The organism is Peribacillus sp. NJ4 (assembly GCF_030348345.1).
Taxonomy (GTDB): Bacteria; Bacillota; Bacilli; order Bacillales; family DSM-1321; genus Peribacillus.
In genome coordinates this window covers 4938728-4962821 of record NZ_JAUCFQ010000001.1, presented here as the reverse complement: position 1 = coordinate 4962821, position 24094 = coordinate 4938728, and the positions used below count along the sequence as shown (strand labels likewise).

Annotated in this window: 23 protein-coding genes; 15 read left to right on the top strand and 8 right to left on the bottom strand. The window is 40.1% G+C overall.

Annotation, left to right across the window (positions count from 1 at the left end; genetic code table 11):
- Window positions 1-29 precede the first annotated feature (29 nt).
- Complete coding sequence (adhP, locus tag QUF94_RS24780; RefSeq protein ID WP_289318490.1) at window positions 30-1043, top strand: alcohol dehydrogenase AdhP; 1014 nt, start codon at window positions 30-32, stop codon at window positions 1041-1043.
- 41 nt (window positions 1044-1084) lie between these two features.
- Here adhP and QUF94_RS24775 read toward each other — a convergent pair whose 3' ends face one another.
- The 3 genes from QUF94_RS24775 to QUF94_RS24765 are packed head-to-tail and all read right to left on the bottom strand — an operon-like array spanning window position 1085 to window position 5297.
- On the bottom strand, window positions 1085-2515 hold the full coding sequence (locus QUF94_RS24775; protein ID WP_289318194.1) for a sigma-54-dependent transcriptional regulator: 1431 nt from the start codon (window positions 2513-2515) through the stop codon (window positions 1085-1087).
- 4 nt (window positions 2516-2519) lie between these two features.
- Window positions 2520-4136 carry a sensor histidine kinase gene (locus QUF94_RS24770; RefSeq protein ID WP_289318193.1) on the bottom strand — a complete coding sequence of 539 codons (1617 nt, stop codon included), beginning with the start codon at window positions 4134-4136 and terminating at the stop codon, window positions 2520-2522.
- A 12-nt stretch (window positions 4137-4148) separates the two neighbouring features.
- Window positions 4149-5297: an iron-containing alcohol dehydrogenase gene (locus tag QUF94_RS24765; RefSeq protein ID WP_289318192.1), complete on the bottom strand. Its 1149-nt coding sequence runs from the start codon at window positions 5295-5297 to the stop codon at window positions 4149-4151.
- 272 nt (window positions 5298-5569) lie between these two features.
- Between QUF94_RS24765 and QUF94_RS24760 the strand changes: the two genes are divergently transcribed.
- The 10 genes from QUF94_RS24760 (at window position 5570) to QUF94_RS24715 (ending at window position 13769) form a co-directional block, all read left to right on the top strand.
- Window positions 5570-6973 (top strand): M28 family peptidase, encoded by a 1404-nt coding sequence (locus tag QUF94_RS24760; RefSeq protein WP_289318191.1) that lies wholly within the window; start codon window positions 5570-5572, stop codon window positions 6971-6973.
- A 236-nt stretch (window positions 6974-7209) separates the two neighbouring features.
- Window positions 7210-7635, top strand: coding sequence for a YwqH-like family protein (locus QUF94_RS24755; protein ID WP_289318190.1), 426 nt, complete (start codon window positions 7210-7212; stop codon window positions 7633-7635).
- Window positions 7635-7925, top strand: coding sequence for a YwqI/YxiC family protein (locus QUF94_RS24750; protein WP_289318189.1), 291 nt, complete (start codon window positions 7635-7637; stop codon window positions 7923-7925). The genes QUF94_RS24755 and QUF94_RS24750 overlap by 1 nt, the downstream gene beginning before the upstream one ends.
- The gene (locus tag QUF94_RS24745; protein ID WP_289318188.1) at window positions 7922-9652 is read left to right on the top strand and encodes a ribonuclease YeeF family protein; all 1731 of its coding nucleotides are present in this window, start codon (window positions 7922-7924) and stop codon (window positions 9650-9652) included. Before QUF94_RS24750 ends, QUF94_RS24745 begins: the two co-directional genes overlap by 4 nt.
- Before the next feature lie 20 nt (window positions 9653-9672).
- Window positions 9673-10002 carry a hypothetical protein gene (locus QUF94_RS24740; RefSeq protein WP_289318187.1) on the top strand — a complete coding sequence of 110 codons (330 nt, stop codon included), beginning with the start codon at window positions 9673-9675 and terminating at the stop codon, window positions 10000-10002.
- A 164-nt stretch (window positions 10003-10166) separates the two neighbouring features.
- A complete protein-coding gene (locus QUF94_RS24735; protein WP_289318186.1) occupies window positions 10167-10493 on the top strand; it encodes a hypothetical protein in 327 nt (108 codons plus the stop codon).
- 135 nt (window positions 10494-10628) lie between these two features.
- Window positions 10629-11177, top strand: coding sequence for a hypothetical protein (locus QUF94_RS24730; protein WP_289318185.1), 549 nt, complete (start codon window positions 10629-10631; stop codon window positions 11175-11177).
- Window positions 11177-11596, top strand: coding sequence for a hypothetical protein (locus QUF94_RS24725; protein ID WP_289318184.1), 420 nt, complete (start codon window positions 11177-11179; stop codon window positions 11594-11596). The genes QUF94_RS24730 and QUF94_RS24725 overlap by 1 nt, the downstream gene beginning before the upstream one ends.
- 619 nt (window positions 11597-12215) lie before the next feature.
- Window positions 12216-13238, top strand: a complete 1023-nt coding sequence (locus tag QUF94_RS24720; RefSeq protein ID WP_289318183.1) for an ADP-ribosylglycohydrolase family protein — start codon at window positions 12216-12218, stop codon at window positions 13236-13238.
- Window positions 13239-13385: 147 nt separating this feature from the next.
- A complete protein-coding gene (locus QUF94_RS24715) occupies window positions 13386-13769 on the top strand; it encodes a hypothetical protein (RefSeq protein WP_289318182.1) in 384 nt (127 codons plus the stop codon).
- A 134-nt stretch (window positions 13770-13903) separates the two neighbouring features.
- Here the strand turns inward: QUF94_RS24715 and QUF94_RS24710 are convergent, their stop codons facing one another.
- The gene (locus QUF94_RS24710) at window positions 13904-15160 is read right to left on the bottom strand and encodes a DUF445 domain-containing protein (RefSeq protein WP_289318181.1); all 1257 of its coding nucleotides are present in this window, start codon (window positions 15158-15160) and stop codon (window positions 13904-13906) included.
- Between the two features lie 293 nt (window positions 15161-15453).
- Window positions 15454-16431 (bottom strand): bile acid:sodium symporter family protein, encoded by a 978-nt coding sequence (locus QUF94_RS24705; protein ID WP_289318180.1) that lies wholly within the window; start codon window positions 16429-16431, stop codon window positions 15454-15456.
- A 335-nt stretch (window positions 16432-16766) separates the two neighbouring features.
- On the opposite strand from QUF94_RS24705, the gene QUF94_RS24700 reads away from it, so the two are divergent.
- From QUF94_RS24700 to QUF94_RS24685, 4 genes are all read left to right on the top strand, one after another.
- On the top strand, window positions 16767-17486 hold the full coding sequence (locus QUF94_RS24700) for a response regulator transcription factor (RefSeq protein WP_289318179.1): 720 nt from the start codon (window positions 16767-16769) through the stop codon (window positions 17484-17486).
- Window positions 17483-18862 carry a sensor histidine kinase gene (locus QUF94_RS24695; RefSeq protein WP_289318178.1) on the top strand — a complete coding sequence of 460 codons (1380 nt, stop codon included), beginning with the start codon at window positions 17483-17485 and terminating at the stop codon, window positions 18860-18862. The genes QUF94_RS24700 and QUF94_RS24695 overlap by 4 nt, the downstream gene beginning before the upstream one ends.
- 99 nt (window positions 18863-18961) lie before the next feature.
- Entirely contained in the window at window positions 18962-20068 is a 1107-nt protein-coding gene (locus QUF94_RS24690) for an ABC transporter permease (protein WP_289318177.1), read from the top strand.
- Window positions 20065-20742: an ABC transporter ATP-binding protein gene (locus QUF94_RS24685; protein ID WP_289318176.1), complete on the top strand. Its 678-nt coding sequence runs from the start codon at window positions 20065-20067 to the stop codon at window positions 20740-20742. The genes QUF94_RS24690 and QUF94_RS24685 overlap by 4 nt, the downstream gene beginning before the upstream one ends.
- Window positions 20743-20962: 220 nt before the next feature.
- On the opposite strand, the gene bioC is transcribed toward QUF94_RS24685, so the two are convergent.
- From bioC to bioF, 3 genes are read right to left on the bottom strand one after another with little or no spacing between them, the layout of a single operon-like run.
- On the bottom strand, window positions 20963-21784 hold the full coding sequence (gene bioC, locus QUF94_RS24680) for a malonyl-ACP O-methyltransferase BioC (protein WP_289318175.1): 822 nt from the start codon (window positions 21782-21784) through the stop codon (window positions 20963-20965).
- On the bottom strand, window positions 21777-22523 hold the full coding sequence (locus QUF94_RS24675; RefSeq protein ID WP_289318174.1) for an alpha/beta fold hydrolase: 747 nt from the start codon (window positions 22521-22523) through the stop codon (window positions 21777-21779). Before QUF94_RS24675 ends, bioC begins: the two co-directional genes overlap by 8 nt.
- A complete protein-coding gene (gene bioF / locus QUF94_RS24670) occupies window positions 22520-23716 on the bottom strand; it encodes an 8-amino-7-oxononanoate synthase (protein ID WP_289318173.1) in 1197 nt (398 codons plus the stop codon). Before bioF ends, QUF94_RS24675 begins: the two co-directional genes overlap by 4 nt.
- Between the last annotated feature and the right edge of the window lie 378 nt (window positions 23717-24094).

Here is a 24094-nt window from a genome sequence, read left to right as displayed (position 1 = left end):
CTTTGAATGCAAAACAACAGGTCAAGACAATGAAAGCAGCGGTAGTCAATGAATTTAACCAAAAACTTGAGATTAAAGAAGTACCCATCCCGGAATTGGAATATGGTGAGATATTAGTGAAAATTAAAGCATGTGGCGTGTGTCATACTGATTTACATGCGGTACATGGCGATTGGCCGGTTAAACCTAAACTTCCGCTTATCCCTGGACATGAAGGTGTAGGTATCATAGAAAAGGTGGCAGAAGGCGTAACTTCCTTGAAAGTCGGTGACCGCGTTGGGATCCCATGGCTTTACTCGGCCTGTGGCGATTGTGAGTATTGTTTGACTGGAAGGGAAACGCTTTGCTTGGATCAATTGAATGCAGGCTACTCCGTGGACGGGGGGTATGCGGAATACTGTAAAGCACCTGCCAAATATGTGGTGAAGGTTCCTGAAGGGCTTGACTTTGCGGAAGTTTCACCGATTTTCTGTGCAGGCGTAACGACTTATAAAGCGCTTAAGGTATCAGAAGCAAAACCTGGTGATTGGGTAGCGGTTTATGGAATTGGCGGATTGGGACATGTTGCCCTTCAATACGCGAAAGCGATGGGCTTTAATGTCATTGCTGTCGATATTCAAGATGATAAGCTTGATCTGGCGGCGGAACTGGGGGCGGATTTCACGGTTAATGGGCTTAAGACTGATCCTGTACAAGTCATTAAGGATAAAGTTGGCGGTGTGCAGGCAGCCATTTCTGTAGCGGTTACGAAAAAAGCATTCGAACAGGCTTACAGTTCAGTCAAGAGGGGCGGGACACTGGTCGTAGTCGGATTGCCGAATGATGAACTTCCAATCCCGATTTTTGATACGGTACTAAATGGGGTAACTGTAAAAGGGTCAATCGTCGGGACGAGAAAAGATTTACAGGAAGCTGTTCAATTTGCGGCTGAGGGTAAAGTCAGAACGAATATAGAGACGAGGAAACTTGATGAAATCAATGATGTGTTTTCAATGATGGAAAAGGGAGAAATCAATGGACGCATCGTATTGACGCTAGAATAGTAACAGAGGAGGATGCCCTGGAACGGGGCATCCCTCTTTTTTTATGTCTGGTTCTTCTCATTTAATATATAGCGTAATTTCCTTATGGATATCTGCAAGCGTTTGGCTGCTTCATTCCGGTTGCCGTAGGTTTTTTGCAGTGCCTGCATGACGAGTTCCTTTCCAATTGTGGATTGAAGCTGTTTGATTTCCGTAAGGATTTCTTCAAGCATCAGTTCATCTTTCTCATTAAAGTCGGCCACCAGCTTTTTTCGCCACTCTTCAAGAAGGTTTTCAGTTGTCTGAATCTCATTCGGACGCTCTTTCTTCTTCGGAGTGACCTGGCTGTTAGATAGCGAGATATCATTGGCTGTTATTTCAGACTTATTGTCTGCAAGAGTTAGCGTGCGCATGACCACATTAGATAGTTCGCGTATGTTGCCTGGCCAGTTGTATTGCTGTAATTTTTCAATGGCTTCATTGGAAAAAGAGATATCTCCATGACCATTTCTCTCAATCAAGTGACGGACAAGCAAGGGAATATCCTCTTTTCGGTTGCGCAAAGGCGGGATATCCAGAGTCACGACGTTCAGTCGGTAAAATAGGTCTTCCCGGAATTTATTTTTGTCCACTGCCTGTTGCAGGTTTTCATTGGAAGCCGCCACTAACCGGGCATTCGTCCGTAATGTCCCGCTGCTGCCAACCCGCATGAATTCCCGTGTTTCCAACACTCGTAGCAATTTGACTTGAATGGCGGGACTCGCATCCGCAATTTCATCAAGGAAAAGCGTACCATTCCCTGCAATTTCGAAAAAACCCTTTCGCAACTGGGTAGCTCCGGTGAAAGCCCCCTTTTCATGGCCGAATAATTCGCTTTCAAGCAGGGATTCAGAGATCGCTCCACAATTGATGCCGATAAAAGGTTCATGGTTTCGGGGGCTGGCTATGTGGATGAAACGTGAAAGCACTTCTTTGCCGCTGCCGGTTTCTCCTTCAATTAATACATTGACTGATTTTTGGGCAACCTTGAATGCCGTTTCAATCAAACTCTTCATTAAAGTACTTTCACCGACAATCAATCCTGATTCCTCGGCTAGCTTATGGATGAAATGTTGATTCAAATCTTCATTTTCATTCAATAGGTTGTCAATTTGCTTTTCCAATACTTCAATATCCACAAAGGGTTTTTCCATATAATCACTCGCGCCAAGTTTCATTGCATCAACAGCGGTCTTGACGGTGCTGTATCCGGTCATGATCAGTACCTTGCAACGCGGCTGTAGTTGTTTTAGATGTTGCAGGAGGGAAAGGCCATCACAATCCGGAAGCTTCAGGTCTATCAGTGCTACATCAAAACGCTGCTGATTCCAATCGATTTCATGGAAATCCTTTCCGCTATTCACAACTTGTACGAGGTAACCTTTCATCGTAAAAAGGCGGGATAGAAAAGTCCCAACTTCTTTCTCATCGTCTACCACAAGTAAATGGATCACTTTATCATCGCCTTTCCTCTTCTGCTTGCAAGGGAAGCCTCAGGAAAAAAGTGCTTCCTTGTCCTGATTTGCTCAAAACGTCAATCTTGCCACCATGGTCTTTGGCGATGCCAAGGCTTACGGACAGCCCCAAACCTGTACCTTTTTCACGGTCTTTAGTCGTATGAAAGGGATGGAATATGAAGGGAAGGCGTTCTTTTTCAATCCCCGTTCCATTATCAGTCACCTGTACCACCATGAACTTGTCTTCTGAATAGGTAGTGATCGAAATCGATTTTTCCGATAGAGAGGACTCATCCAATGCGTCCTTGGCATTCAATAACAAGTTGATGATGATCTGTTCTATTTGGGGTTGGCTGCCCTTTATGAAAGGAAGGTCTTCCTGAAGGGAAAGATGAAGGGAAATTTGCTTCTTCCCCAGTTGAAACTTCAAAAGGTTCAGAACCTGATGAATGGCTTCGTTAATAGAGTAATAGTGGAATCTATACTCATCCTGCCTCGAAAAGGTAAGCAGGCTTTTCACTATTTGCCTGCATCGGTCCCCGCAAATCTTAATATCGTTCAAAAGCATATAGTCCAGATTGTCATGGGGAGTTTTCCGTAATAAAATCTGGGAGTTACCAAGAATGGCCGTTAAGGGGCTATTCAATTCATGGGCAATCCCTGCTGCCATTTCACCGATCGCCCCAAGTTTACCGGCATGCAATAGCTGGACCTCCATCTGTCTTCTTTCGGTGACATTTTTATAATAAGCAATGACCCCATAGACTTGATGCTCCTTATTCTGAATCGGGTAGGCATGCATTTCCAAGATGGTATCATGCTGAAGGAGTATTTCTTGAAATCCTGGCTTATTGAATGAAAAGGTATCTTGAATCAGATTTTGGGATTTTTCAATTAAAGGAACCAGGTCGGAAAAGTCCCTGGCAGAATCATTGGATTGATAGACGGTTCCTTTGTGATCAAAAACGATGATCATATCTTCAACTGCCTTGAACGTATCCTCCCACTCCTGCTTGGAATGAAGGACTTCCTTATACAGCTGGGCATTCTCCAAAGTTAGTGCAAGCTGATTTGATAGTTGCTCAAGAAAATCCAGTTCATCTTTATGCCATCTTTTCTTATTCTTCCTGCCGAAAGTCCAAATTCCGATTTTTTTACTTTTTCCGTACAAAGGAACCAATAGAAGTGCTTCGATCTCAAGGGATAATAGTCGTTCTTTTTCTGGGAAGTCCGGTAACCGTTTAACTTCCACCTGAATGGGCTGCTTGTCTTTCAGAGCAGACGAGAAATCCTGAAATGGGTGTAACAGGTTATTGGAATCAATTTCAAGTTCGCAGTGACCATTGGGGCAGATGTGAAGCAGGGCAGGTTCTTCCTCATACAATATGACAAAGTGACTGTCATCGAAGGTAATTAGCTGCTTGAGCTTTGCAATAACATTTCGGAGAATCTCTTGGATGTCGATGTCCATATTCATATTTTTAGTGATGTCATTCATAATTTCAAGCTGCATATTCTTCTTCTTCAGCTGATCCACAGTTTTCTTAAGTTCCGTGTAATACGTTTTTTTTGAAGATTTTACACCTGTCATTAAATCTATCAATTCAAGTTTGTTCATGTTTTTCACCTCTTATAGGGCTGTAAGAAGCAGATGATTAATCTGTTCTAATGACATATCACGAGGATTTGTGATCATGCAGGCATCCTCAAGGGCAGTCATCCCTATGGGATCTATCATTTCCTTTGTAATGCCGACATCACTTAAACTCTTGGGAGCCCCTATATCCTGGGATAATTCCCTTACGAAGTGAATGGCTGCCATTCCAGCTTGCTGCTCGGTCAATGCACGAGTATCGATGCCCATGATGTCTGCAATCTCACTGAATCGCCTTGGTGAGGCAATTCGATTGAACTCCATGACATGGGGAAGGAGTATCGCATTGATTTCACCATGCGGAAGGAGGTACTTGCCGCCGATGGCATGTGAAATGGCATGGGCCGCTCCCAAAATGGCATTGGAAAAAGCTAGTCCTGCCTGCAGGCTTGCCATCGCCATCGCTTTTTTTGCTTCCTCATTATGCCTGGATGCAACAGAGGGGCGTAAGTGACGGGAAACGATGGAAAGCGCATTTTTAGCTTGGACATCGGTCAATGGTGTGGCAGCGATTGAAACGTAGGATTCAATGGCGTGGGTTAAAACATCCATTCCCGTAGCCGCGGTCAAATCCGGACCCAAGGTGGTTAAGGTACCGGGATCGACTATTGCAATATCGGGGACGAGTGATTTTGAAATGATCGTCATTTTTTTCTCGCGGAATGAATCGACAATCACCGAAAACTGGGAGACCTCTGATCCCGATCCGGCCGTAGTCATGATCATCACCATGGGTGGGAGGGGGGAGTGAACTTTATCAACGCCTTCATAATCACTGATGATGCCGCCATTCGTAGCTAAAAGGGCTACCCCTTTGGCGACATCCAAAGCACTGCCTCCTCCTAAACCAATGATGGCATCGCATTCTTGTTCATTAAATGTCAAACAGCCGGCTTCAATCTCCCTGTCTTTCGGGTTGGTCGTCATATCAATGAAGGTAGCAAAAGCAAGACCAGCATCTTGGCAGGATTTAATGACTTTATCTAACCAGCCAGCATTGGCCACACCAGAGTCGCTGACTATAAGCGCCTTTTTGGCACCCAACCGCAAGCAGGCCTCACCGGCTTGTTCAATCGAACCTTTTCCAAAAATCACTTCCGGCATCACAAATTTAGTTATCGACATCTTTGCGCCTTCTCCCTGTAAAAATTCAATCTCTTCTGTATTATTTTCCCGAAAAAGAGCGAAAATCCTGTTTGGATTCCAGGTATTTTTATATAATATGACAAAATATCAAATGGTAGAGAACTTTAGGCACGTGTCAAATGTCCTGCTTATTTCTTTAATTTGTAAATTCGTTACTTTAGACATGCATTAATAGGGAAAAACCTACCTAGTTAGTATTATCTATATATTGTAAAATTATGGAGGTAATCTATTAAACTGGGAGGCAATCTATGAAAAAACAATTTCTATCGATAACATTAATCGCAGCATTGACACTCGGGACAACTGGGACAACTACCGCTTTAGCGACGCCGCATTCATCACAGGTGCAACAGGCGCCATCCACGGACAAGAAAGTCGTTAAGAAAATTGATGTCGACAAAATCTACAAGAATATTGAATACCTCTCACAAACACCTCGGGTGGCCGGTACGGATTCTGAGTATAAGGCCGTCCAATTCATCAAAAAGCAATTCAATTCTTATGGCTATGAAGCCGACATAGAAGAGTTCAATTTTTTATCTTATACAGACCCAAATCTGGTCAAGCTGTCCGTTGCTGGAATTGATGGGGAAATCCAAGCGAACCATTTAACTTATTCAGTTAATGGGAATTTATCCGGTGAAGTGGTATACGCCGGTTTAGGAACGAAAGAAGAACTTGAGGAAACCGATGTTAAAGGGAAGATTGCCCTTATACAAAGAGGCAGCCTCACTTTTGCAGAGAAAGTATTGAATGCAGCAGAAAAAGGGGCAGCGGGAGTCATCCTGTTCAATAATGCCGATGGGGAATTAAACGGGACACTCGGAGGGGTTAATGACAAGTATATTCCATCTGTCACGATAACCAAAAAGGATGGAGAAGCCCTGCTGGAGAAATTAAATGCTGGAGCTAAATTGACAGCATCATTAAAAATTGAAGGAGCTTATACCGGAGAGAAAACCTCTTATAATGTAGTGGCAACGAAAAAAGCAACCAAGAACATCAAAGCAAAAAAGAGCGATATCATTTATATTACTGGACATCATGATTCCGTCGCTGGAGCACCCGGAGCGAATGATGATGCATCAGGAACATCCGTCACCCTTGAACTTGCACGTGTGCTGAAGAATCTTCCTACAGATACGGAAATTCGCTTCGTCACCTTTGGGGCCGAGGAAAATGGACTTCTAGGTTCGAAGCATTATGTGGACAATCTCTCTGATGATGATATCAAGCGGACGCTTGCCAACTTCAATCTGGATATGGTAGGAAGCCGGGACGCAGGAGATTTGGTCATTTTAACTAATGATGGAGAAATGAATCTTGTAACCGAGCTGGCTCAGGCATCAAGTGCAAGACTGAATGGCGAGCCGACTCCATATGGACAAGGCGGTAGAAGTGACCATGTATCTTTCTCAGAGGCTGGGATTCCCGCTGCATTATTCATCCATAGTCCATCAGAACCTTGGTATCATACTCCTGATGATACCATTGATAAAATCTCAAAAGAAAAGCTTCAAGATGTTGCTGAAATTGTCGGCACCGCTGTCTATGACCAAGCTAAAATCGAAACTGAAAAACCTGATCTCAATCATAAAAAAGGGAAAAAGGTGAAAGTTCCGCATTTATTTGACGAAAAGGAATTCAAATAATGCAGTAAATAGTCAGAGGGTGCAGCCTGCACTCTCTTTTTATGTTTGAAAATGGAAATGAAGAGGTAAAAAGTCTAAGCGGTAATTGTTCGGAATGGGATGAATTCCCTAAACACCTAGCATAAATAGCTTATTTATCCCTATTTAACTCTAAGACTATAATCCTTATAATAAAAAATATGAAAAATATGACAGTCTACATAATGAGAATAGTATGTTTGAGGTGATTTTTTTAAGTGTATGCAAATTCATTGAGTGAAATTCACTCTGCCCTCTCCAGTAAAATGTCCGATGTGAATGAAAAAATTAATCGTTTGGAGCAGGCAAAAAGACAAATCAAAGACGAACAGAACGCTTGTCTGGGGGAAATTGCTAAAATTAAAAATCCAGACTTGGCAAAAAGCTGGACGGGAAACCGAGCAGAAGGCTTTCAAGATGCCCGCAGTGATGCATACAAGGCAATGTCAACGATCATTCATGATGATTATGACGACTATCAAGAGAAAATCGACGGTAAAATCATGATGCTTAATATAGAGAAAAAGGCTCTGAGTGCAGCAGGCACCATAGCTCATGAAGCGGATGTACTTTTAGGTAAAGGAGAAGCCGTCATAGATCAACTGGAAAGTAAAATATCATATTTAAAAGGGTGGTTGTTTTAATGACGACGATCAAACTGAATCATCCTGCCGTAATGAAGCAAGTCGATCAGGTGAAGACGGCGCTTGGTACAGTCACGCTTGGAAATCTGCCGGCAGGCGAACTTGGCAGCAATAAATTGGAATTCACCTCGAAATGGATTGACCGGGAAACGAACCTGGAGAAGGTCTTCGAGCAATATATCAAAATCGTCCAGAAAAATGTGGAAGATACCCGTGCCAACATTGACTTATTGAAAGAACAGGATGAAGCCATCGCCCATACGTCTTCACATGGGTATCAGCCGCGATGAAAATATATGAAGCCAAGACATTGACGGCCGCAACCAAGTCGCGGGCCAAGCAATATGAAGAACTAAAGAAGGAAGTCACAGCCCTGAAAAAGGAATTTCAGGGCATCGTCGGCCTGGATAACGAGTTTCAAGGGGCCGGTGCCGCAGCCATCAAAAGCTTTTATGAAGCACAAATCGAGGTGGCCGACGCCTGGATGGAACTATTCACTACCCAGATCAGTTTTTTGGATGGCATTCCAGCCAGTCTGGAAGAGGCGGACCTATCCGGAAATACGGTGGTCGAGGTTCCCTTTTTAGATGGCGAAGTCTCGACCGGCATTAACCAAGCGAAGTCGCTTGTCGATGAACAAGCGAACGATCTCCAAAGGATTCTGAATAGCATTGACGATATCCTGCCTCTTGATATGTTCAACCAAAAGGACTTTAATGAAAAAATCACACTGGCCGGACAAAGGCTGGATGACACCGTGACAAAGGTCGAGAATGTCGACCGGCAATTGGTCGAGGAATATGATGTGTCCGTCGGGCAGGAAAACGTGGCCGTTGGCCTCTTCCGCGCCTTGCTTGATGCCACCAAACAGGACGGCAACGTTTCGCCGATGACGTTCAACCAATCGGCATTCAAGAATAGTGACGTCTATCAAGTGAAGGATGAAGTCGCCGGTCAGATGAAAGACTATCAGACCTTCAAAAAGCAACAAGCCGAGGCCCAGAAAATCGAACGTGAAATGGAAGAACTCGAAAACCGCCCATGGTATGAAAAAGCCTGGGATACCACAAAAACCTTTACAGGGGAATTCACGGGATATTATGATTCAATCAGGGCCTCAACCGGAGTCGATCCAGTAACGGGCCGTAAGCTTTCCGATGCCGAACGAATCGCCGCCGGCGCCATGGCAGCCGCTGGATTCATCCCCGTCGTCGGCTGGGCAGGCCGGGCCATCAAAGGCGGCAGCGCCCTATACAAAACGGCCAAAGGACTCAACGCGGCGAACCACGCGCTCGATGCCTATAAAACGATAAAAGGCTTTAGCCTCCTCCAGAAAACCGAATACGGGATATACGGACTCCTCGCAGCCAACGGCCTCGGCGAAGCCGTCACCGGCAAAGACATGTTCGGCAACCAGCTAACCGAGGAACAGCGCCAGAACGGGCTGTTGATGGCACTCGGCATCGGCGGTGTGGCAGGTGCGGCTAAGTATGTGGATCATTTACAGGCAAAGAATCCAGCATTAATAAATAGAGGAACAATTACATCACTAGATAAAGCAGGTCATGGCGGACTTGGAGATAACTATAAGTATAATATGATAGAGAATCCAGGACCTTTAGCAGACATTAATCCGGGAGCTGCATCTACCTTTAGAAGCGGAAAGTATAATGTGGAAGTACTTAAGCAAGATTTGATTTTATATAGAGCGGGAAAAGCCGGTGGTGGGAGAAATGCTTTAGGCCAATATTTTACAAGGGAACCTTCAACTAGAATAGAAGGAAGAATTGATTTGGCTGTAAAGGCACAGTGGATTGATCCAAAAACAGGTTCACTAACTGGTTCATCGCCACTAGATAGTGTTTATACACTGAAAATTCCTAAAGGAACTACTATATATGAGGGGCCAGCGGGCCATCAAGCTGGAATCTATTCAGGTGGAGGAAATCAAATTTTTGTGTCAGAACCATGGAAAATTAAGGATTTAGAAGTGATTAATGAAATTCCAATAAAATAATTGTAATATGGGGGATAAACTTGGAGCAAACATTATTAGTTATTCAAGATGCTTATGTTCGTTTGGTTAAAATATTGACAAAGGAAAAGAATGATTTAGAATTTATAATAAGTCAAGCTAAAGCCTCAATTGAGTTGATTGATGCTTGCTTATTGGATTGTGAATCATCAGAACAATATCGTAAAACTATGATGGAATTGAGTAGCATCTATCGTGATATAAATAAACCCAGAGTGGGTTTATCTGATTATTTTATTTGGCATGATAACTATGACAAGAGAATTGTTGCTAATAACGAATTAGATGAAATAAAAGATATTTTATTAAAAGAATTTAAAAAAGACTTTTGATTTTATCAAAAGTATTTTTTGCTAATAAAAGGACCTTAACATAAGTTGTTAAGGTCCTTTTATAATAATGACTGAAGGACTTTTGTCTCCTCCAGAAAACCGAATACGGGATATACGGACTCCTCGCAGCCAACGGCCTCAGCGAAGCCGTCACCGGCAAAGACATGTTCGGTAACCAGCTAACCGAGGAACAGCGCCAGAACGGGCTGTTGATGGCACTCGGCATCGGCGGTGTGGCAGGTGCGGCTAAGTATGTGGATCATTTACAGGCAAAGAATGCACTCTATCAAACTACTGACTTATTAAAGGGAAATAAAGTAGTAAGAAAATATGCTAAGGAAATAGCGAAACATCCAAATCCAAAACCTGTTGAAGACGTACTAAAGTATGTAATTAAGAAACAAAATTCCATAGGAACTAAGGTTATGCTCGATGGAGATGTTGTTGAAAAAGTTTTAAAGGAAGTTAAGCCGAATATCACGATAAGATAACTGGAAAATTTAAAATGGAGTGTAATAGAGGAAGCTACTTTAAAAAATAAGACCATTCTTAAACCTTCACAGAGAGCAAGGTTATGGCAAGGTTCTCATCCTTACTTTGGTATAGATACATATGAGGATATTATTTTGAAAAAAGGCACAATCTTATTTGCTGGATATCCAAGACCAACAGGTTATTGTTTTACAAAAGAGGTTTTAGATAGCGTAGACGGAGATTCAAAAAAATTATTTCAAGGTGTTCAAGTTAATCCTAGAGAATTTGATGATGGAACGGGAGATTATAAATTTCAAGTCATCGAGTTCGAATTACTGGATGATTTACCATCAGCTAGAGGTATGACAGATGCGAATCCTCAATTTGGATCAGGCGGTTTAGAGCAAATATTCACACCTGATTTTGAAGATCTACTTAGAGAAGGAAAAGTAAATCCTGTACTGGACGATGTAACTAAGCAAAAATTAAGAGGAAATGGAATAGAATTTAATCCAACATTGTTACAACAAAAAGATGAAAGTGGTAAGTACATATACGAAACAATCAGTAAGACTTTTGTAGAGATAGCAGAGGATCCAAATGTTATCAAATTGAAAAATTTTAAATTAACTGAAGAAGAAGTTTTACAAATTAAAAAAGCTGTAAAATTATTAGAAGAAAGTGGAGGGGGGATTAAGTGATGAGTAATCTGAAAAAGGGAGAGTTAGAAATAGATGGTGTTTTTATTTTTCCTAACTGTAAATTAGTTGATATAAAAACAAAAGAATCTTCAAGTAAGTTTAAATCTATAATCCTTGATAGTCATAATGAATCTTTAAGGTTTTTAAACACACCTAAATTAGGTAGCAAATATTTTAATGTCCGATTATCATTTAAAGATAATTTAATATGGGGGATTGATCTGAAAGTAAATAATCCATCCATTAACCAATGGGACTATGAAGAAAAACTATCTCAGCATGGCGAATGGCTTACAGAGCAAATTGGTTATCCTGAGGGAATATTGTCTGAAAATGTATTTGAATGGGGTAAGATTACCCAATGGTATGATCCGCGGTCCAGTGATGCGGGAATCAGCATACTTTATTTCCAAAGGTAAAATGACACGAAGTGAATTGAAAATAAGATAAAAGAGTTAGGTATAGATTTACAAGAACTCAATATTGTTATTGGAAGAAAAACTAATGTACCAATTTCAACAGGTTGTTACTTTGAAGATGGAAATTGGATATTGTATAATGTGGATGAAAGACAAAGTTTTCCAATTATCGAAAAGGGTAATGAGGAACGAATTTTCAAATTTATATATATAATAACGATGGGAAAATAGGAAAGTAGAATTATTGGAGATAACCCAATTGATTTGAAAACCAGACTACTCATCTAAAGCACCAAAACCATTGCATGCCGTGGTAACATAGTTAAGATTATTGAAAAAGAAAAAAACTGTATTTTGCTAGAATAAAATGAAACCTTGAGTGGCTAAAGCCATTCGAGGTTTTTTAATGAAATGGACAGTATAAATTTTTTGTATCAAAACTATGATGGTAAGCAGGTAATTTGGAAATACAAACTGATTTTGTGTATCTAAATGGAAAAACATTATAGTGGTTGTAGTATAGGTATTAGTGTATATAAAACCAAAGTGTTACCTTAATAAATCAGTAGATTACAGAAGGCAGACAAACTAGTACTTAAACAAAAAGTAGGTGTAATGAATGACAGGCAGAAGAATGGTAGACAGATGGGAAGACGATAGTAAAAGTTTTTTGAGATTTAATCTAAAAAAAAGAATGTTACCAAGTCTGTATGGCGGTATTGTTGGAGACCTGCTTGGTGTTCCAGTTGAATTTAAAAAAAGAGGGACTTTTGCTATTAATGATATAACGGGATATGGAACGTATAATCAGCCCCCAGGCACTTGGTCGGACGATACTTCGTTAACTTTATGTTTAATTGAAAACTTGATTGAAGAAAGCGATTCAGCGGAGCTAATGCAAAAATTCGTCCAGTATATGGAATCTGGCTATTGGACACCACATCATGAAATGTTCGATATTGGCAGAACGACCAGTGAAGCTATAATCAAGTTTAAAAATGGAACGCCGGCGCAAGAATGTGGCGGAAATGCCATGTTTGATAATGGGAATGGGGCGTTGATGAGGATCGCTCCAGTAGCATTTATCCTCTTTAATAACTTTAATTTCATTGAAAAAATCCAAACCATTAAAAAATATACGGAAGTTACACATTCTCATCCGCGTTCTGTGGTAGGTTCCATTATTTATGTCGAGTTTTTACATAGACTTTATTATAATAATTCTCCTGAAGTTTCAAAAAGGGAAATAAAAGAACTTTTTGATGAGAATTTTGATAAAGACCATATATACCAAAAAGAGCTGCAATCCTATTCAAGAATTTTTGAAAAAGATTTCTTTTCATTACCACAAGAAGAAATTCAGTCAGATGGTTATATCGTTCATACGTTAGAAGCAGCCATTTGGTGCTTAGGACAATCAGATTCGTTTAGCGATGCCGTTTTAAAAGCAGTGAATCTAGGGGATGATACGGATACAGTAGGTGCCATTACGGGAACAATGGCAGGTATGTACTATAAAATGGACGACATTCCTAAAGAATGGCTTGAGAAAATCACAAGAAAAGAAGATATTGATGAATTAATCAAGCAATTCCATAGTTTTTGTGCAGATAAAGCAATTAAAGAAGAGTATGGGGATTGATGTAAATCACCCATATAAACATAAAAAAACCCCTATAAAAGACTTTTATAGGGGTTTTTTATGTCAAGAGTCAAGTTTATGCTATGTTAAACGGGAAGCGAAGCAGTTTATTTTTGGTGATGGAAAATTAAATAATGGAGTGGGAAAATGATAAGAAAAGGTGAGTATACGATTTATAATGGTAAAGAGTATAGATTCATAGAATCTGATGCAGTGGAAGCTATTGAATTAATTAGCAATGATAAAATGGACAATGACTTTACTTATTACAAAAATAATATTTACACGAAAATAGTAGGTGTAAATGAAGTTAAAGAATTATATTCTATTAATCCCTATGCTGTATATAAGGGTGAGATGTTTCCAGCATCTGAAGAAAGAAAAACTGGAAAAGTATTGTTGGATACAACAAACACTGAAATTGCTAAAAAGATGGGTTTTGAACGTACAGATAAATATATGTACTCCAAATATGTGGAATGGGATGAAGTGGAGATAATTGAGGAGAGGAAACCCTATTCATTAGATTAATTTCCTCACTGAAAAGCCCTTAAGATTAAGGGCCTTTTTACTGGGGGGTATCAAACTACAGGCAACGAATCAGCCCCAGTTGATTTGGTAACGACAGTAGACTGCCGTTACCAAATCGGCCGAAGGTGCCTGAATTATAATAGCCTAAGCAGAGCCTGTGCACCTGTTAGGATAAGTCCTATTATAAAACCGCAGACCGCTCCGTTCACACGAATCCACTGTAAATCTTTTCCTACACCATTTTCCATCATATCAATTAGCGTTTCGTTATCTAGCTTATCTAAATTTTCTTGTACAAGATTGCCGATCTGCGTATGATTATTTTCAATAAGAACAGTAATTTGTTTCTGTATCCAATGATCGATGTGGGTGCTATTTTCTTTTATGTTGTCCAGTACGTGATGAATCATTGGAGTCAGATAAGTATCCATGAAATGTTCATCTTCGACGAAATCCAATGCTTCTTGTTGAATTTGTTGTAGACTTCCCTTTATTGTCGCCTCAGGCTCCCATTTTGTTAGAAGTTGTTTTTTCCATTTTTCAACTCCTTCTAACAGTTCCCGGTTATGATTAATGCCTTGTATCTCTTTCCTGATATATAAGATTAAAGCCTCTCTATTTGGTTCGTCCTCGTTTTGTAAATTATTTACGACACTTAATAACAGGTTTTGTATGATATTCCCAAGTTTCTCTTCGTTAAGTAGGCTTTGAATGGATTTAACGGCAAACTGAAGCATACCTTCCAGTTCAATCTTGCTGAGTACATCCATGGAAACAGTGCCAAGACGGTGACTGGTTTGTTTTTTTCCTAACCAATCTTCAGCTTTTTTCAAAACATGATCCAAAGCCTTCTTATCAAACTCTTCGTTAAGTAACTGTGAACTTACTAAATGTAGAACCTTACTCATGTCTATGTTAGAAAGTGATGCTTTAATTTTTTTTGCAACGAAAGGTGTGATCTTTTCAATATCTATATAACCAATCATTTGCTTGATAAGTTTAATCAGGACTTTTCTAAAAGTATCACTTTGTATCTCTTTTACTAAAATAGGGATTAATTTCTCAGTAAAAGAAATATGTTTTACTTTGTCCTGAATACTTTCCTTAGAAAGCCAGTCGTTTTTTAACATCGAAACAAGTGCATTTGTCATTCTTTTACGATTGTTGGGCAAAAGCGCTGTATGGGGGATTGGTAATCCAAGCGGATGGCGGAATAATGCAGTGACTGCAAACCAATCTGCCAATCCGCCAACTAAACCGGCCTCAAACCCTCCATGTAATAAATCCAACGGCAATGAACCTTGAAATGGAGTGGTTGCAATATAACCCGCCCCCATGATAATTAGTGAATATCTAGCTATTTTTCTTGACGATTTTATTTTTGGTGACATTATATTCTCTCATCCTTAAAATGAAATTCAATTACTATTAACGAATCATCTATATGTTTAATGTCTTACTTTTATCTAGTAGTATAGCAGGTAGTTCAAAAAAATACTCCTAACGAGGGTAGTAAGTTCATTTAGTGGGGAATGGGGAAATCACTTATTAAGACCACAATCATTGATATTTCCTTTGAATTTCGAAGATGCGGATGGTTGATTCACAATAAAAAAAGCCGATTTATTCAATCGGCTTTTTTTATTCATTTAATGAAAAGAGTTTTTGGTTCATCTCCAAAAGATTATGATGCGTCTGCTTTTATCGAATTATTTTTAACGGTCCCTACATTTTTCTTATCTTTCATACGACTGAAGATATAGGCTAGAACGGAACCTGATATATTATGCCAAACACTGAAAATGGCACTAGGTACAGCGGCCAAAGGTGAGAAGTGGGCTGTTGCTATAGCTACACCCAAACCAGAGTTCTGCATACCAACCTCCATTGCAACAGCTTTCTGTTTAGCTAAATCCATCCCGCATAAACGAGCAAAGAAAAAGCCGAGTAAAAAACCAAGAACATTATGAAGAACGACTACTGCAAATATAAGCAAACCTGTTTTAGCCAGCTGAGCTTGGCTGCCAGCTACTACGGCTGATACGATCAGAACGATGGAAATGACAGATACTAGAGGTAAAGCCTTTGCACCTGCCTCTGCCTGTTTACCGAAAAACTTTTTAACAATGAATCCAAGCATCAGTGGGATAATCACCACTTGAATTATGGAAATGAATAATGACCCAATACTGATATTGACCCATTTACTTGCCAAGAGCAGAATAAGCAGGGGAGTTACGATTGGCGCTAGAATAGTGGAAACAGAAGCAATGGCAACTGCAAGCGCAACATTTCCTCTCGCAAGAAACACCATGACATTTGAAGCTGTTCCACTAGGGCAGCATCCTACCAAAATAACTCCAACAGCCACTTCTTTGGGCAAATCGAACCCTATTGCTAATACAAATGCCAATAATGGCATAATGATAAAATGTCCTGCTACCCCTAGTGCCACTTCTTTCGGACGTCGGAAAACTTCTTTAAAATCCGATGTTGATAATGTAAGTCCCATGCCAAACATGACAATTCCTAATAATGGAACAATATAGTCTCCAATCCATACAAAATGATTAGGTAAGATATACGCAATAACTGCAAATATAATGACCCATAAGGTAAATGTTTTACCAGCAAATCCGCTGATTTTCTCTACTACTCCCATAGTGACCTCCTAGATGTTTTAAAATAAAACAATTATAGTTTATATTCAGAATATTTTAAACCTTTTTTCTGAAATCAATACGTTTCTACCAGCCTTTAGGGTTGTTTCATTATGGACAGACATATATATAGGGGATTTTTTTGAACTGTAATTCTCTAGCGGTTGTTAACAAAGAAAAAGGTTTTAGAAATTCTGTTCACTTTTATCCTTTTTCTTTTTTTGAAAAATAAGAGAGGTGCAAATTATTGGCATACTAATGATATGGAAAGTAGTTACCGGTTTTCTAGAGTAGGAAATAGTATTTGTTGTTTTACAGGTTTAATTATTGCTATTGTATGTTTAGCCAGGGCTATAAAAGAAGTGGAGATGTGGTTTATTTGATACATATATTAATTGCGGATGATGATCGGCATATTCGGGAGTTGCTTAAATTTCACTTGGAAAAGGAAGGGTACATGGTATTCGAAGCGAAGGACGGGAATGAAGCTTCCTTGATACTGGAGAAGGAACGGATCCATCTGGCCGTTGTTGATATTATGATGCCGTTTAAAAACGGACTGGATCTTTGTAAGGAAATCCGGGATCAATATGATCTGCCGGTCATTTTATTGACAGCTAAAGATCAACTTATCGATAAGGAAAAGGGGTACTTTGCGGGTACGGATGATTACCTCGTAAAGCCATTTGAGCCACGGGAACTTCTATTTCGGATAAAAGCGCTATTACGAAGGTACCGTATGGTGAATTCTGAATCCATTTCATTGAATCAAACGGTCATTGACCGTAAAAGTTATGAGGTACGACTAAATGGGAGTACGCTGCTCCTACCGCTTAAGGAATTTGAGCTGCTGGCTCAGCTGGGGAGTTTTCCTGATCAGGTCTTTACGCGTGAGCAGCTTATTGAATTGGTGTGGGGTGCTGATTTTGAAGGGGATGATCGGACGGTTGATGTCCATATTAAACGGTTAAGGGAACGTTTTGCCGGGCGGACCGATGATTTTGTTATAACGACAGTCCGTGGTTTAGGTTATAAACTGGAGGTCAACAAGAAGTGAAAACACTCTATTTCAGGATAGTTATTCAAACCATTTTGATCATGGTGCTTGCCAGTGTCATCGCCTTTTTGATTTCCAATGTCTATTATCATCAGGTTCAAAAACCCAACAATGGTGAGAAGATAAAGAAAGTTGCAAGTGATATCGTCTCCTTATATGAGGAAAATCCTGATCAGGATATTGATGCGTATTTAAATCATATTGCAGGATTGCACTATCAAATGTATCTATTTAATGAGCAGGGTGAAGGAACTTTATATGGTGAGCCGTTTCGGGAAACTGATTTGGATCGAGATACGATTTCCGGAGTTTTGAACGGGAAGACCTATCAAGGGATAGCCAATTATAATAATGGGTTATTTATTACCGGATTTTTTGAAGATGTATTGATTAATAGCATTGGGGTCCCATTGAACGTGAATGGCGAAAAACATGCACTGTTTGTAAGGCCGAATATAGAGCTGCAGTTTGGTGAATTCCGCTTTTTTCTTGCAGTTTTGCTTGTTCTCACGCTCCTTCTTAGCTTTTTATTTGTGATCATTAACACGCGTTTCATCGTTAAGCCAATTACGAAATTAACGGAAGCTACAAAGAGGATTGCCGATGGAGATTATAGTAGTGAATTGAACGTTACCCGCAGTGATGAAATTGGGGATTTGGCTCAAAATTTCTCGAAAATGACTCAAAGCATACAGCGGTTAGATGATATGAGGCAGGAGTTCGTATCGAATGTATCTCATGAAATCCAATCTCCGCTTGCATCCATCCAAGGTTTTTCTCAAACCCTCCAATCGGAAGAATTAACAAAGGAACGAAGAAATCATTACTTGTCCATTATTGAAAAAGAAAGCAGGCGCATGTCGTTGTTAAGCAAACAGCTGCTCCTGCTTGCTTCATTGGATAAAGAAGAAGATCCGCTGCAACGGTCCAATTTCGATTTAGCACAGCAAATACGGCAAGTGTTGTTCATGCTTGAATGGAATTGGCGGGAAAAGGATATGGTGATCGAAATGGATTTGCCTTCAACCTTCATTTCTGCAGATGAGAAACTTTTAAATCAAGTATGGACGAATTTGATAACCAATAGCATTAAATACTCGGAAAACGGCAGTTCGATCGATATTCGGATTAAAAGAATAGGCAGTGCTGTTGAAGTGATGATCGCGGATACGGGCATGGGAATTCCAGTAGAAGACCTCCCTTTTATCTTTGATCGCTTTTATAAAGTCGACAAAGTGAGGAACAGGAGTGAAACAAGTAGCGGATTAGGACTTTCGATTACGAAGAAGACGGTTGAACTTCATGGGGGAACGATCGAAGTTCAAAGCGAACTTAGTAAAGGGACCACTTTTTATATACGGTTGCCCCTTATGTAATCAGTTGTTCATCTTCCATTCATATTGATTGTTTACAATCGGGTCATACCGATTCAGGTAGGACTTGATCGGTAAACAAAAGGAATGGGAGATGAAATGATGTTTTTGGCATTACGTGAACTAAAGCATTCAAAGTTACGTTATCTGCTGATTGGACTGATCATGGTATTGGTCGCTTTGCTTGTCTTTATCATTTCAGGATTAGCTAATGGACTTTCTTCAGATAATGCTTCATCCATACAAAACATGAAGGCCGACTATTTCGTTATGGAGCATGAGTCTAAAAATAAATTGAACCGATCCATCATATCCATGGAAAAGCTAGATGAAATCCGTGCCTTGTCGGATGTTAAAGCAGCCGAAGGTCTGGGGCAAATGATGATCACATTGAATAAAATCGGCTCATCGGAGAAAACGGATGTCACCATTTTTGCGACCGATGCCAGTGGAATTTTAGCACCGAAGGTCATAGAAGGAACGAACTATGACAATAAGAAACAAGGTGAAGTCGTTGCAGATCGTTCTTTAAAAGAAGTGGGTTATAAATTGGGTGATTCACTTAAAGATGACCTATCAGGTAAGGTTTTCACCATTGTTGGTTTTACTGAAAAGCAATCTTACAGCCATTCACCGGTAGTTTACATGAATGTTAAGGGGTGGCAGGAGATTAATCCTGCATTGAAAAATCAAGAGAAAGATTCAATCAGCACAATAGCTGTGAAAATGGATTCGAAGGCAGAAGGAAATGTACGTGAATCATTGCCTGAAGGCGTAACGCTCATTTCGAAAGAAGAATCACTTCAGAGTATACCAGGCTTCAAAGAGGAACAGGGTACATTGACGATGATGATTGCCTTCTTGTTTGTCATAGCAGCTTTCGTTTTGGCTGTATTCTTTTATGTGATTACCTTGCAGAAGACGAATCAATTTGGAGTCCTTAAAGCACTCGGGGCCAATACGGGCTACCTGGCAAAAAGTATCGTTGGTCAAGTAATGCTGCTTGCCGTGACATGTATAGCCATCAGTGTTGCACTGACATATGGCGTCACTTTAATCATGCCAGAAGGAGTGCCATTTGAATTGAGTACAGATTTGGTCATTAAATATTCCGTGTTACTTTTGGTTGTATCCGTATTGGGTTCGCTGCTATCACTATACCGAGTATCGAAGATAGATGCGATCGAAGCAATAGGGAGGGTATCATGATGGGGGATAAGCTATTATTTGAAAACGTCAGTAAGATTTATGGGGAAGGCGATAATAAGGTGACAGCCCTTGATAATATTTCCCTGAATGTGAGAGCGGGGGAATTCGTCGCCATCGTGGGTCCTTCAGGCTCAGGGAAAAGTACTTTTCTTTCAATAGCAGGTGCGTTACTTTCCCCAAGCAAAGGTCGCTTACTGCTTAATGATGAGGATATTACAACATTATCCCCAAAGGAATTGACTAGAGTACGCCTTGAAAAGATCGGATTTGTATTCCAATCGTCGAATCTTGTGCCATATCTCACCGTACGAGATCAGCTTCTGCTACTTTCTGAACTGATTGGCAAGCGGGATAAAAAAATTGTGAAAAAAGCGGACGAATTGCTTAGCCACCTTGGACTTGGACATCGGGCAGGTCACTTGCCAGAAGAACTGTCGGGCGGTGAGAGGCAGCGTGTAGCCATCGCCCGTTCGCTGATGAATGATCCAGAAATCATTTTAGCGGATGAACCAACCGCAAGTCTTGATTCCAAAAGAGGCAGGGATGTTGTTGAAATGCTTGCACATGAGGTGAAGTCAAGAAATAAAGCGGCCATCATGGTAACGCACGATGAAAGAATGTTAGATTTATGTGATCGAGTGGTCAATATTACAGATGGCAAGGTATTTGGATAAAGTTATACGTAAAACACACTCTCATGAGTTGAGTCATTACAATAAGCGGTAAATAGGCCGCCGTTTCTCCAAAGGAATTAGGGGAGGCGGCGACCTGAATCGCTTGAATTAGAACCTAGTTAATCGACAGTAAGCAGTTGAAATACTAGTCGTTACTTTATATAAACGGCCTGCAATTATGTATTATATTTTGCTTGGATCTCAGATGGTTATCTTCGGATTAATCATGTTTTTTTATTTTAAAGAACAAACAGTGATAGGTTGCTTTCACACCTGATTCATCTCGGTATTCTGTGTCGTATATGCTGATTAACTCTCGAAAAAAGGAAGGGCGCTGGCAGTAGTTTTCTTTGTTGCTATTAGCTGCACCAATCTTTTTAATTGAAGTGAAAAATTCACGTACTGTCTGAAAGTACTCTAGTTCAAGCTTTTCTTTTTTTGTTATCTCGATTGGAAATGCTGGTGAAAAGGGGAGTGCTTCTTCACAAACTTGAGATAATTCTTCTAGAGTATAAAACATTTGGCCTGGTGAACTATCAATGGAAAGGTGAAGCTTTTCTTTCGCATATTCATATGACCTATGAAGCTCTTGAAAGGTATCGATTCCAAACGTTGAAAATATCAGGCTCCCTTCAGCCGTTAATCGTGTACACAGTTTTTCAAGGGTTGCAGGAAGATTATTCAGCCATTGAAACGTTGCATTAGAGATAATCATATCGTAATTTTCATTAAGCGCCATTTCTTCGATATCAGCACATAAAAAAGTAACACGGTCATCCTTTGTCATTCCTTTTGCCACTTCAACCATTCCTGGTGCTAAATCAACAGCGGTAATAGCGGCATTAGGGAATGTTTGGACTAGTAACCTGGTTAAGTAACCAGTGCCGCAGCCGATTTCAAGAATATTGATTTTATGATTGGTGTTTTTTTGAGGAAGCAAATCCACTAATTGTTTTGCCATGTTTTTTTGAACATTGGCGTACGCATCATATGTTTTCGCGTGTTCACTGAACCGCTTACTTAACAATTGTTTATCAATCATGAATGTACTCCTTTTGAATAAATGTTTTGATATGCTGCACACATTCCTGTGGTTTTGTGAAAAATGGAATATGACCTGCACCTTCCATAATATGAAACTCTGATTTCCCACCCAGATTTTCTTTAATGAAAGATGAGGCTCCGAGTGGACAAATTTTGTCTTCCCTCCCATGAATCAATAAAAAGGGGGTTTCAATCCTGTCTAGATTTACTCTAGCATCTTTCTGAAGTAAATAATCCAAACCTATAGAAAGCGAAAACACCTCATCTCCATGAAATTCACGTTGAATTGTCGCGTTGAATTGATGATAAAAACCTTCTTCTTTTTCAGCTTCGGAAAACATTGCTTCATAAAAGGAAGTCAAAGTCTTCTCTTTATTACGCTGTAGTTGTTTCTTCATGCGCTCGACAATAAGTCGATCCCAGCCAAATGAATAATTTTCTGCTGTGGTAAACCGACTTGTTGCGCCAAAAAGTATGAAACCTTTTATTTTTTCTCGATACGAACTTGCAAGTTCCAGTGATATTAGTGATCCTAATGACCAGCTCAGTAAATAAATTGGACCATCGATGGATGCGATTGTGTCTATGACTCTTTCTTCAAAGTCATTTAGTGTTTTCATATCTCTCCATTCTATAAATGAAAGGTTAAATACTTCAGACAGCGGTTGAATTAACGGTTGAAACGCCCCTTTTTCCATTCCCCAGCCTGGAAGCATGACTAAATTCGGCATTTTCATTCAATAACACCCATTTCTTTTCCAATAATCGAAATTTTTTTAACTGCCCACTCAAGATCTTTTTTATCGTGGAGAGCTGTCACGGTAAACCGGATTCTCGCCTCATTTTCAGGAACGGTCGGCGGTCTGACAGCGATAGCTGCAATTCCTTCTTTCCGCAAACGTTTGGCAAATTTCATCGTTTTTTCGTTTTCTCCGATGACAATGGGAACAATTTGTGATTGACTTCCACAAATATTAAACCCGTAATATGTGAGTTTTTCTCTAAAGTATTCCGAATTCATTTGGAGTAGTGTGCGGCGCTCTGGCTCTTCTTGCACAAGTTCAATCGCTGTTTTTATAGCACCAAGTATGGCAGGGGGAAGTGCAGTTGAATAAATGAATCCGCGCATGCGATTTTTTAAATAGTCGATAAGCCATTTTTTCCCGACAACATAGGCTCCGAATGAACCGAGCGCTTTGCTGAAAGTACCCATTTGGATATCTATTTTTTTTTGAAGATGGAGATGACAGGCATAACCTTCACCGTTCTTACCGTAGATGCCGCTTCCATGTGCTTCATCAGTCATTAACATTGCATTATAACGTTCTTTTAACCGAACAAGGTCCTCAAGGTAAGCAAAGTCACCGTCCATGCTGAAGATTGTATCCGTCACGATTAATTTACGTGCTTCAATTGATGACTTTTTCAATAATGCTTCTAAATGATCTAAATCATTATGCTGATATCGCAAATGTTTCGCACGGCTCAAAAGAGTGCCATCGACAATGCTTGCATGATTCAATTTATCGCTATAAATTAAATCGTTACGAGACACCAGGGCGGAGATAATTCCAAGGTTTGCGTTATAGCCACTGTTGATAATGAGTCCTGCTTCTGCTTTCTTCCAATTGACAAGAGCTTGTTCTGCTTGCTCGTAAAGAGGATGATTGCCAATAATTAACCGTGAAGCCGTTGCTCCTGCACCATATGTATGTACGGCATCAACCATGGCCTTTTTCAACCTTTCATCTCCTGCATATCCTAAATAGTTATTAGAAGCTAGATTTAGCATTCTGCACCCGTCGATCATAAGCCATGGCTGCTCGGCAAATTCCGTTGTTACGAGTTCACGCTTTTGTGATATCTCTTCTAAATAAGCAAGCTCTTTCTTTATTTTTTCTTCCCAAGATAATTGTTTTTCACTGTGCATGGCCATTCTCCTTTTTATATGTTAACTAAATAATCTATTAGTTAACATATAAAACATTCTAATCATGACTCAATGAAACTGTCAAGCTTTGAAATGGAACCGGATAATGAATTAATTATCCATAAATCAGGGAGATATCAAGAGGCGAAAGAAGACAACTATCACCAACATGCTGGTTGGTAATTTTGTGATTTGAACCAAGCGGGGCGGATGATGAGTAAACTAGCATTTGTCGATAATAATAAGGCGGAATAATGACTGCTCTATGTGAAGGGAGAAATGAGGGCCATCATCGGTGCATCCAGGTTGGGTAATCACAATGACTGGCTGCGTTTTCCTTTGGCAGCAGCTTTTTTGAGCTAATGGCTAAAAGAGCTT

What these genes read in the sequence shown, in the direction of transcription:
- adhP (WP_289318490.1), top strand. Translation starts at nt 30, where the DNA reads ATGAAAGCAGCGGTAGTCAATGAATTTAACCAAAAACTTGAGATTAAA.
- QUF94_RS24770 (WP_289318193.1), bottom strand. Translation starts at nt 4,136, where the DNA reads ATGAACAAACTTGAATTGATAGATTTAATGACAGGTGTAAAATCTTCA.
- QUF94_RS24765 (WP_289318192.1), bottom strand. Translation starts at nt 5,297, where the DNA reads ATGTCGATAACTAAATTTGTGATGCCGGAAGTGATTTTTGGAAAAGGT.
- QUF94_RS24760 (WP_289318191.1), top strand. Translation starts at nt 5,570, where the DNA reads ATGAAAAAACAATTTCTATCGATAACATTAATCGCAGCATTGACACTC.
- QUF94_RS24750 (WP_289318189.1), top strand. Translation starts at nt 7,635, where the DNA reads ATGACGACGATCAAACTGAATCATCCTGCCGTAATGAAGCAAGTCGAT.
- QUF94_RS24745 (WP_289318188.1), top strand. Translation starts at nt 7,922, where the DNA reads ATGAAAATATATGAAGCCAAGACATTGACGGCCGCAACCAAGTCGCGG.
- QUF94_RS24735 (WP_289318186.1), top strand. Translation starts at nt 10,167, where the DNA reads ATGTTCGGTAACCAGCTAACCGAGGAACAGCGCCAGAACGGGCTGTTG.
- QUF94_RS24725 (WP_289318184.1), top strand. Translation starts at nt 11,177, where the DNA reads ATGAGTAATCTGAAAAAGGGAGAGTTAGAAATAGATGGTGTTTTTATT.
- QUF94_RS24720 (WP_289318183.1), top strand. Translation starts at nt 12,216, where the DNA reads ATGACAGGCAGAAGAATGGTAGACAGATGGGAAGACGATAGTAAAAGT.
- QUF94_RS24715 (WP_289318182.1), top strand. Translation starts at nt 13,386, where the DNA reads ATGATAAGAAAAGGTGAGTATACGATTTATAATGGTAAAGAGTATAGA.
- QUF94_RS24710 (WP_289318181.1), bottom strand. Translation starts at nt 15,160, where the DNA reads ATGTCACCAAAAATAAAATCGTCAAGAAAAATAGCTAGATATTCACTA.
- QUF94_RS24705 (WP_289318180.1), bottom strand. Translation starts at nt 16,431, where the DNA reads ATGGGAGTAGTAGAGAAAATCAGCGGATTTGCTGGTAAAACATTTACC.
- QUF94_RS24700 (WP_289318179.1), top strand. Translation starts at nt 16,767, where the DNA reads ATGTTTAGCCAGGGCTATAAAAGAAGTGGAGATGTGGTTTATTTGATA.
- QUF94_RS24690 (WP_289318177.1), top strand. Translation starts at nt 18,962, where the DNA reads ATGTTTTTGGCATTACGTGAACTAAAGCATTCAAAGTTACGTTATCTG.
- QUF94_RS24685 (WP_289318176.1), top strand. Translation starts at nt 20,065, where the DNA reads ATGATGGGGGATAAGCTATTATTTGAAAACGTCAGTAAGATTTATGGG.
- bioC (WP_289318175.1), bottom strand. Translation starts at nt 21,784, where the DNA reads ATGATTGATAAACAATTGTTAAGTAAGCGGTTCAGTGAACACGCGAAA.
- QUF94_RS24675 (WP_289318174.1), bottom strand. Translation starts at nt 22,523, where the DNA reads ATGAAAATGCCGAATTTAGTCATGCTTCCAGGCTGGGGAATGGAAAAA.
- bioF (WP_289318173.1), bottom strand. Translation starts at nt 23,716, where the DNA reads ATGCACAGTGAAAAACAATTATCTTGGGAAGAAAAAATAAAGAAAGAG.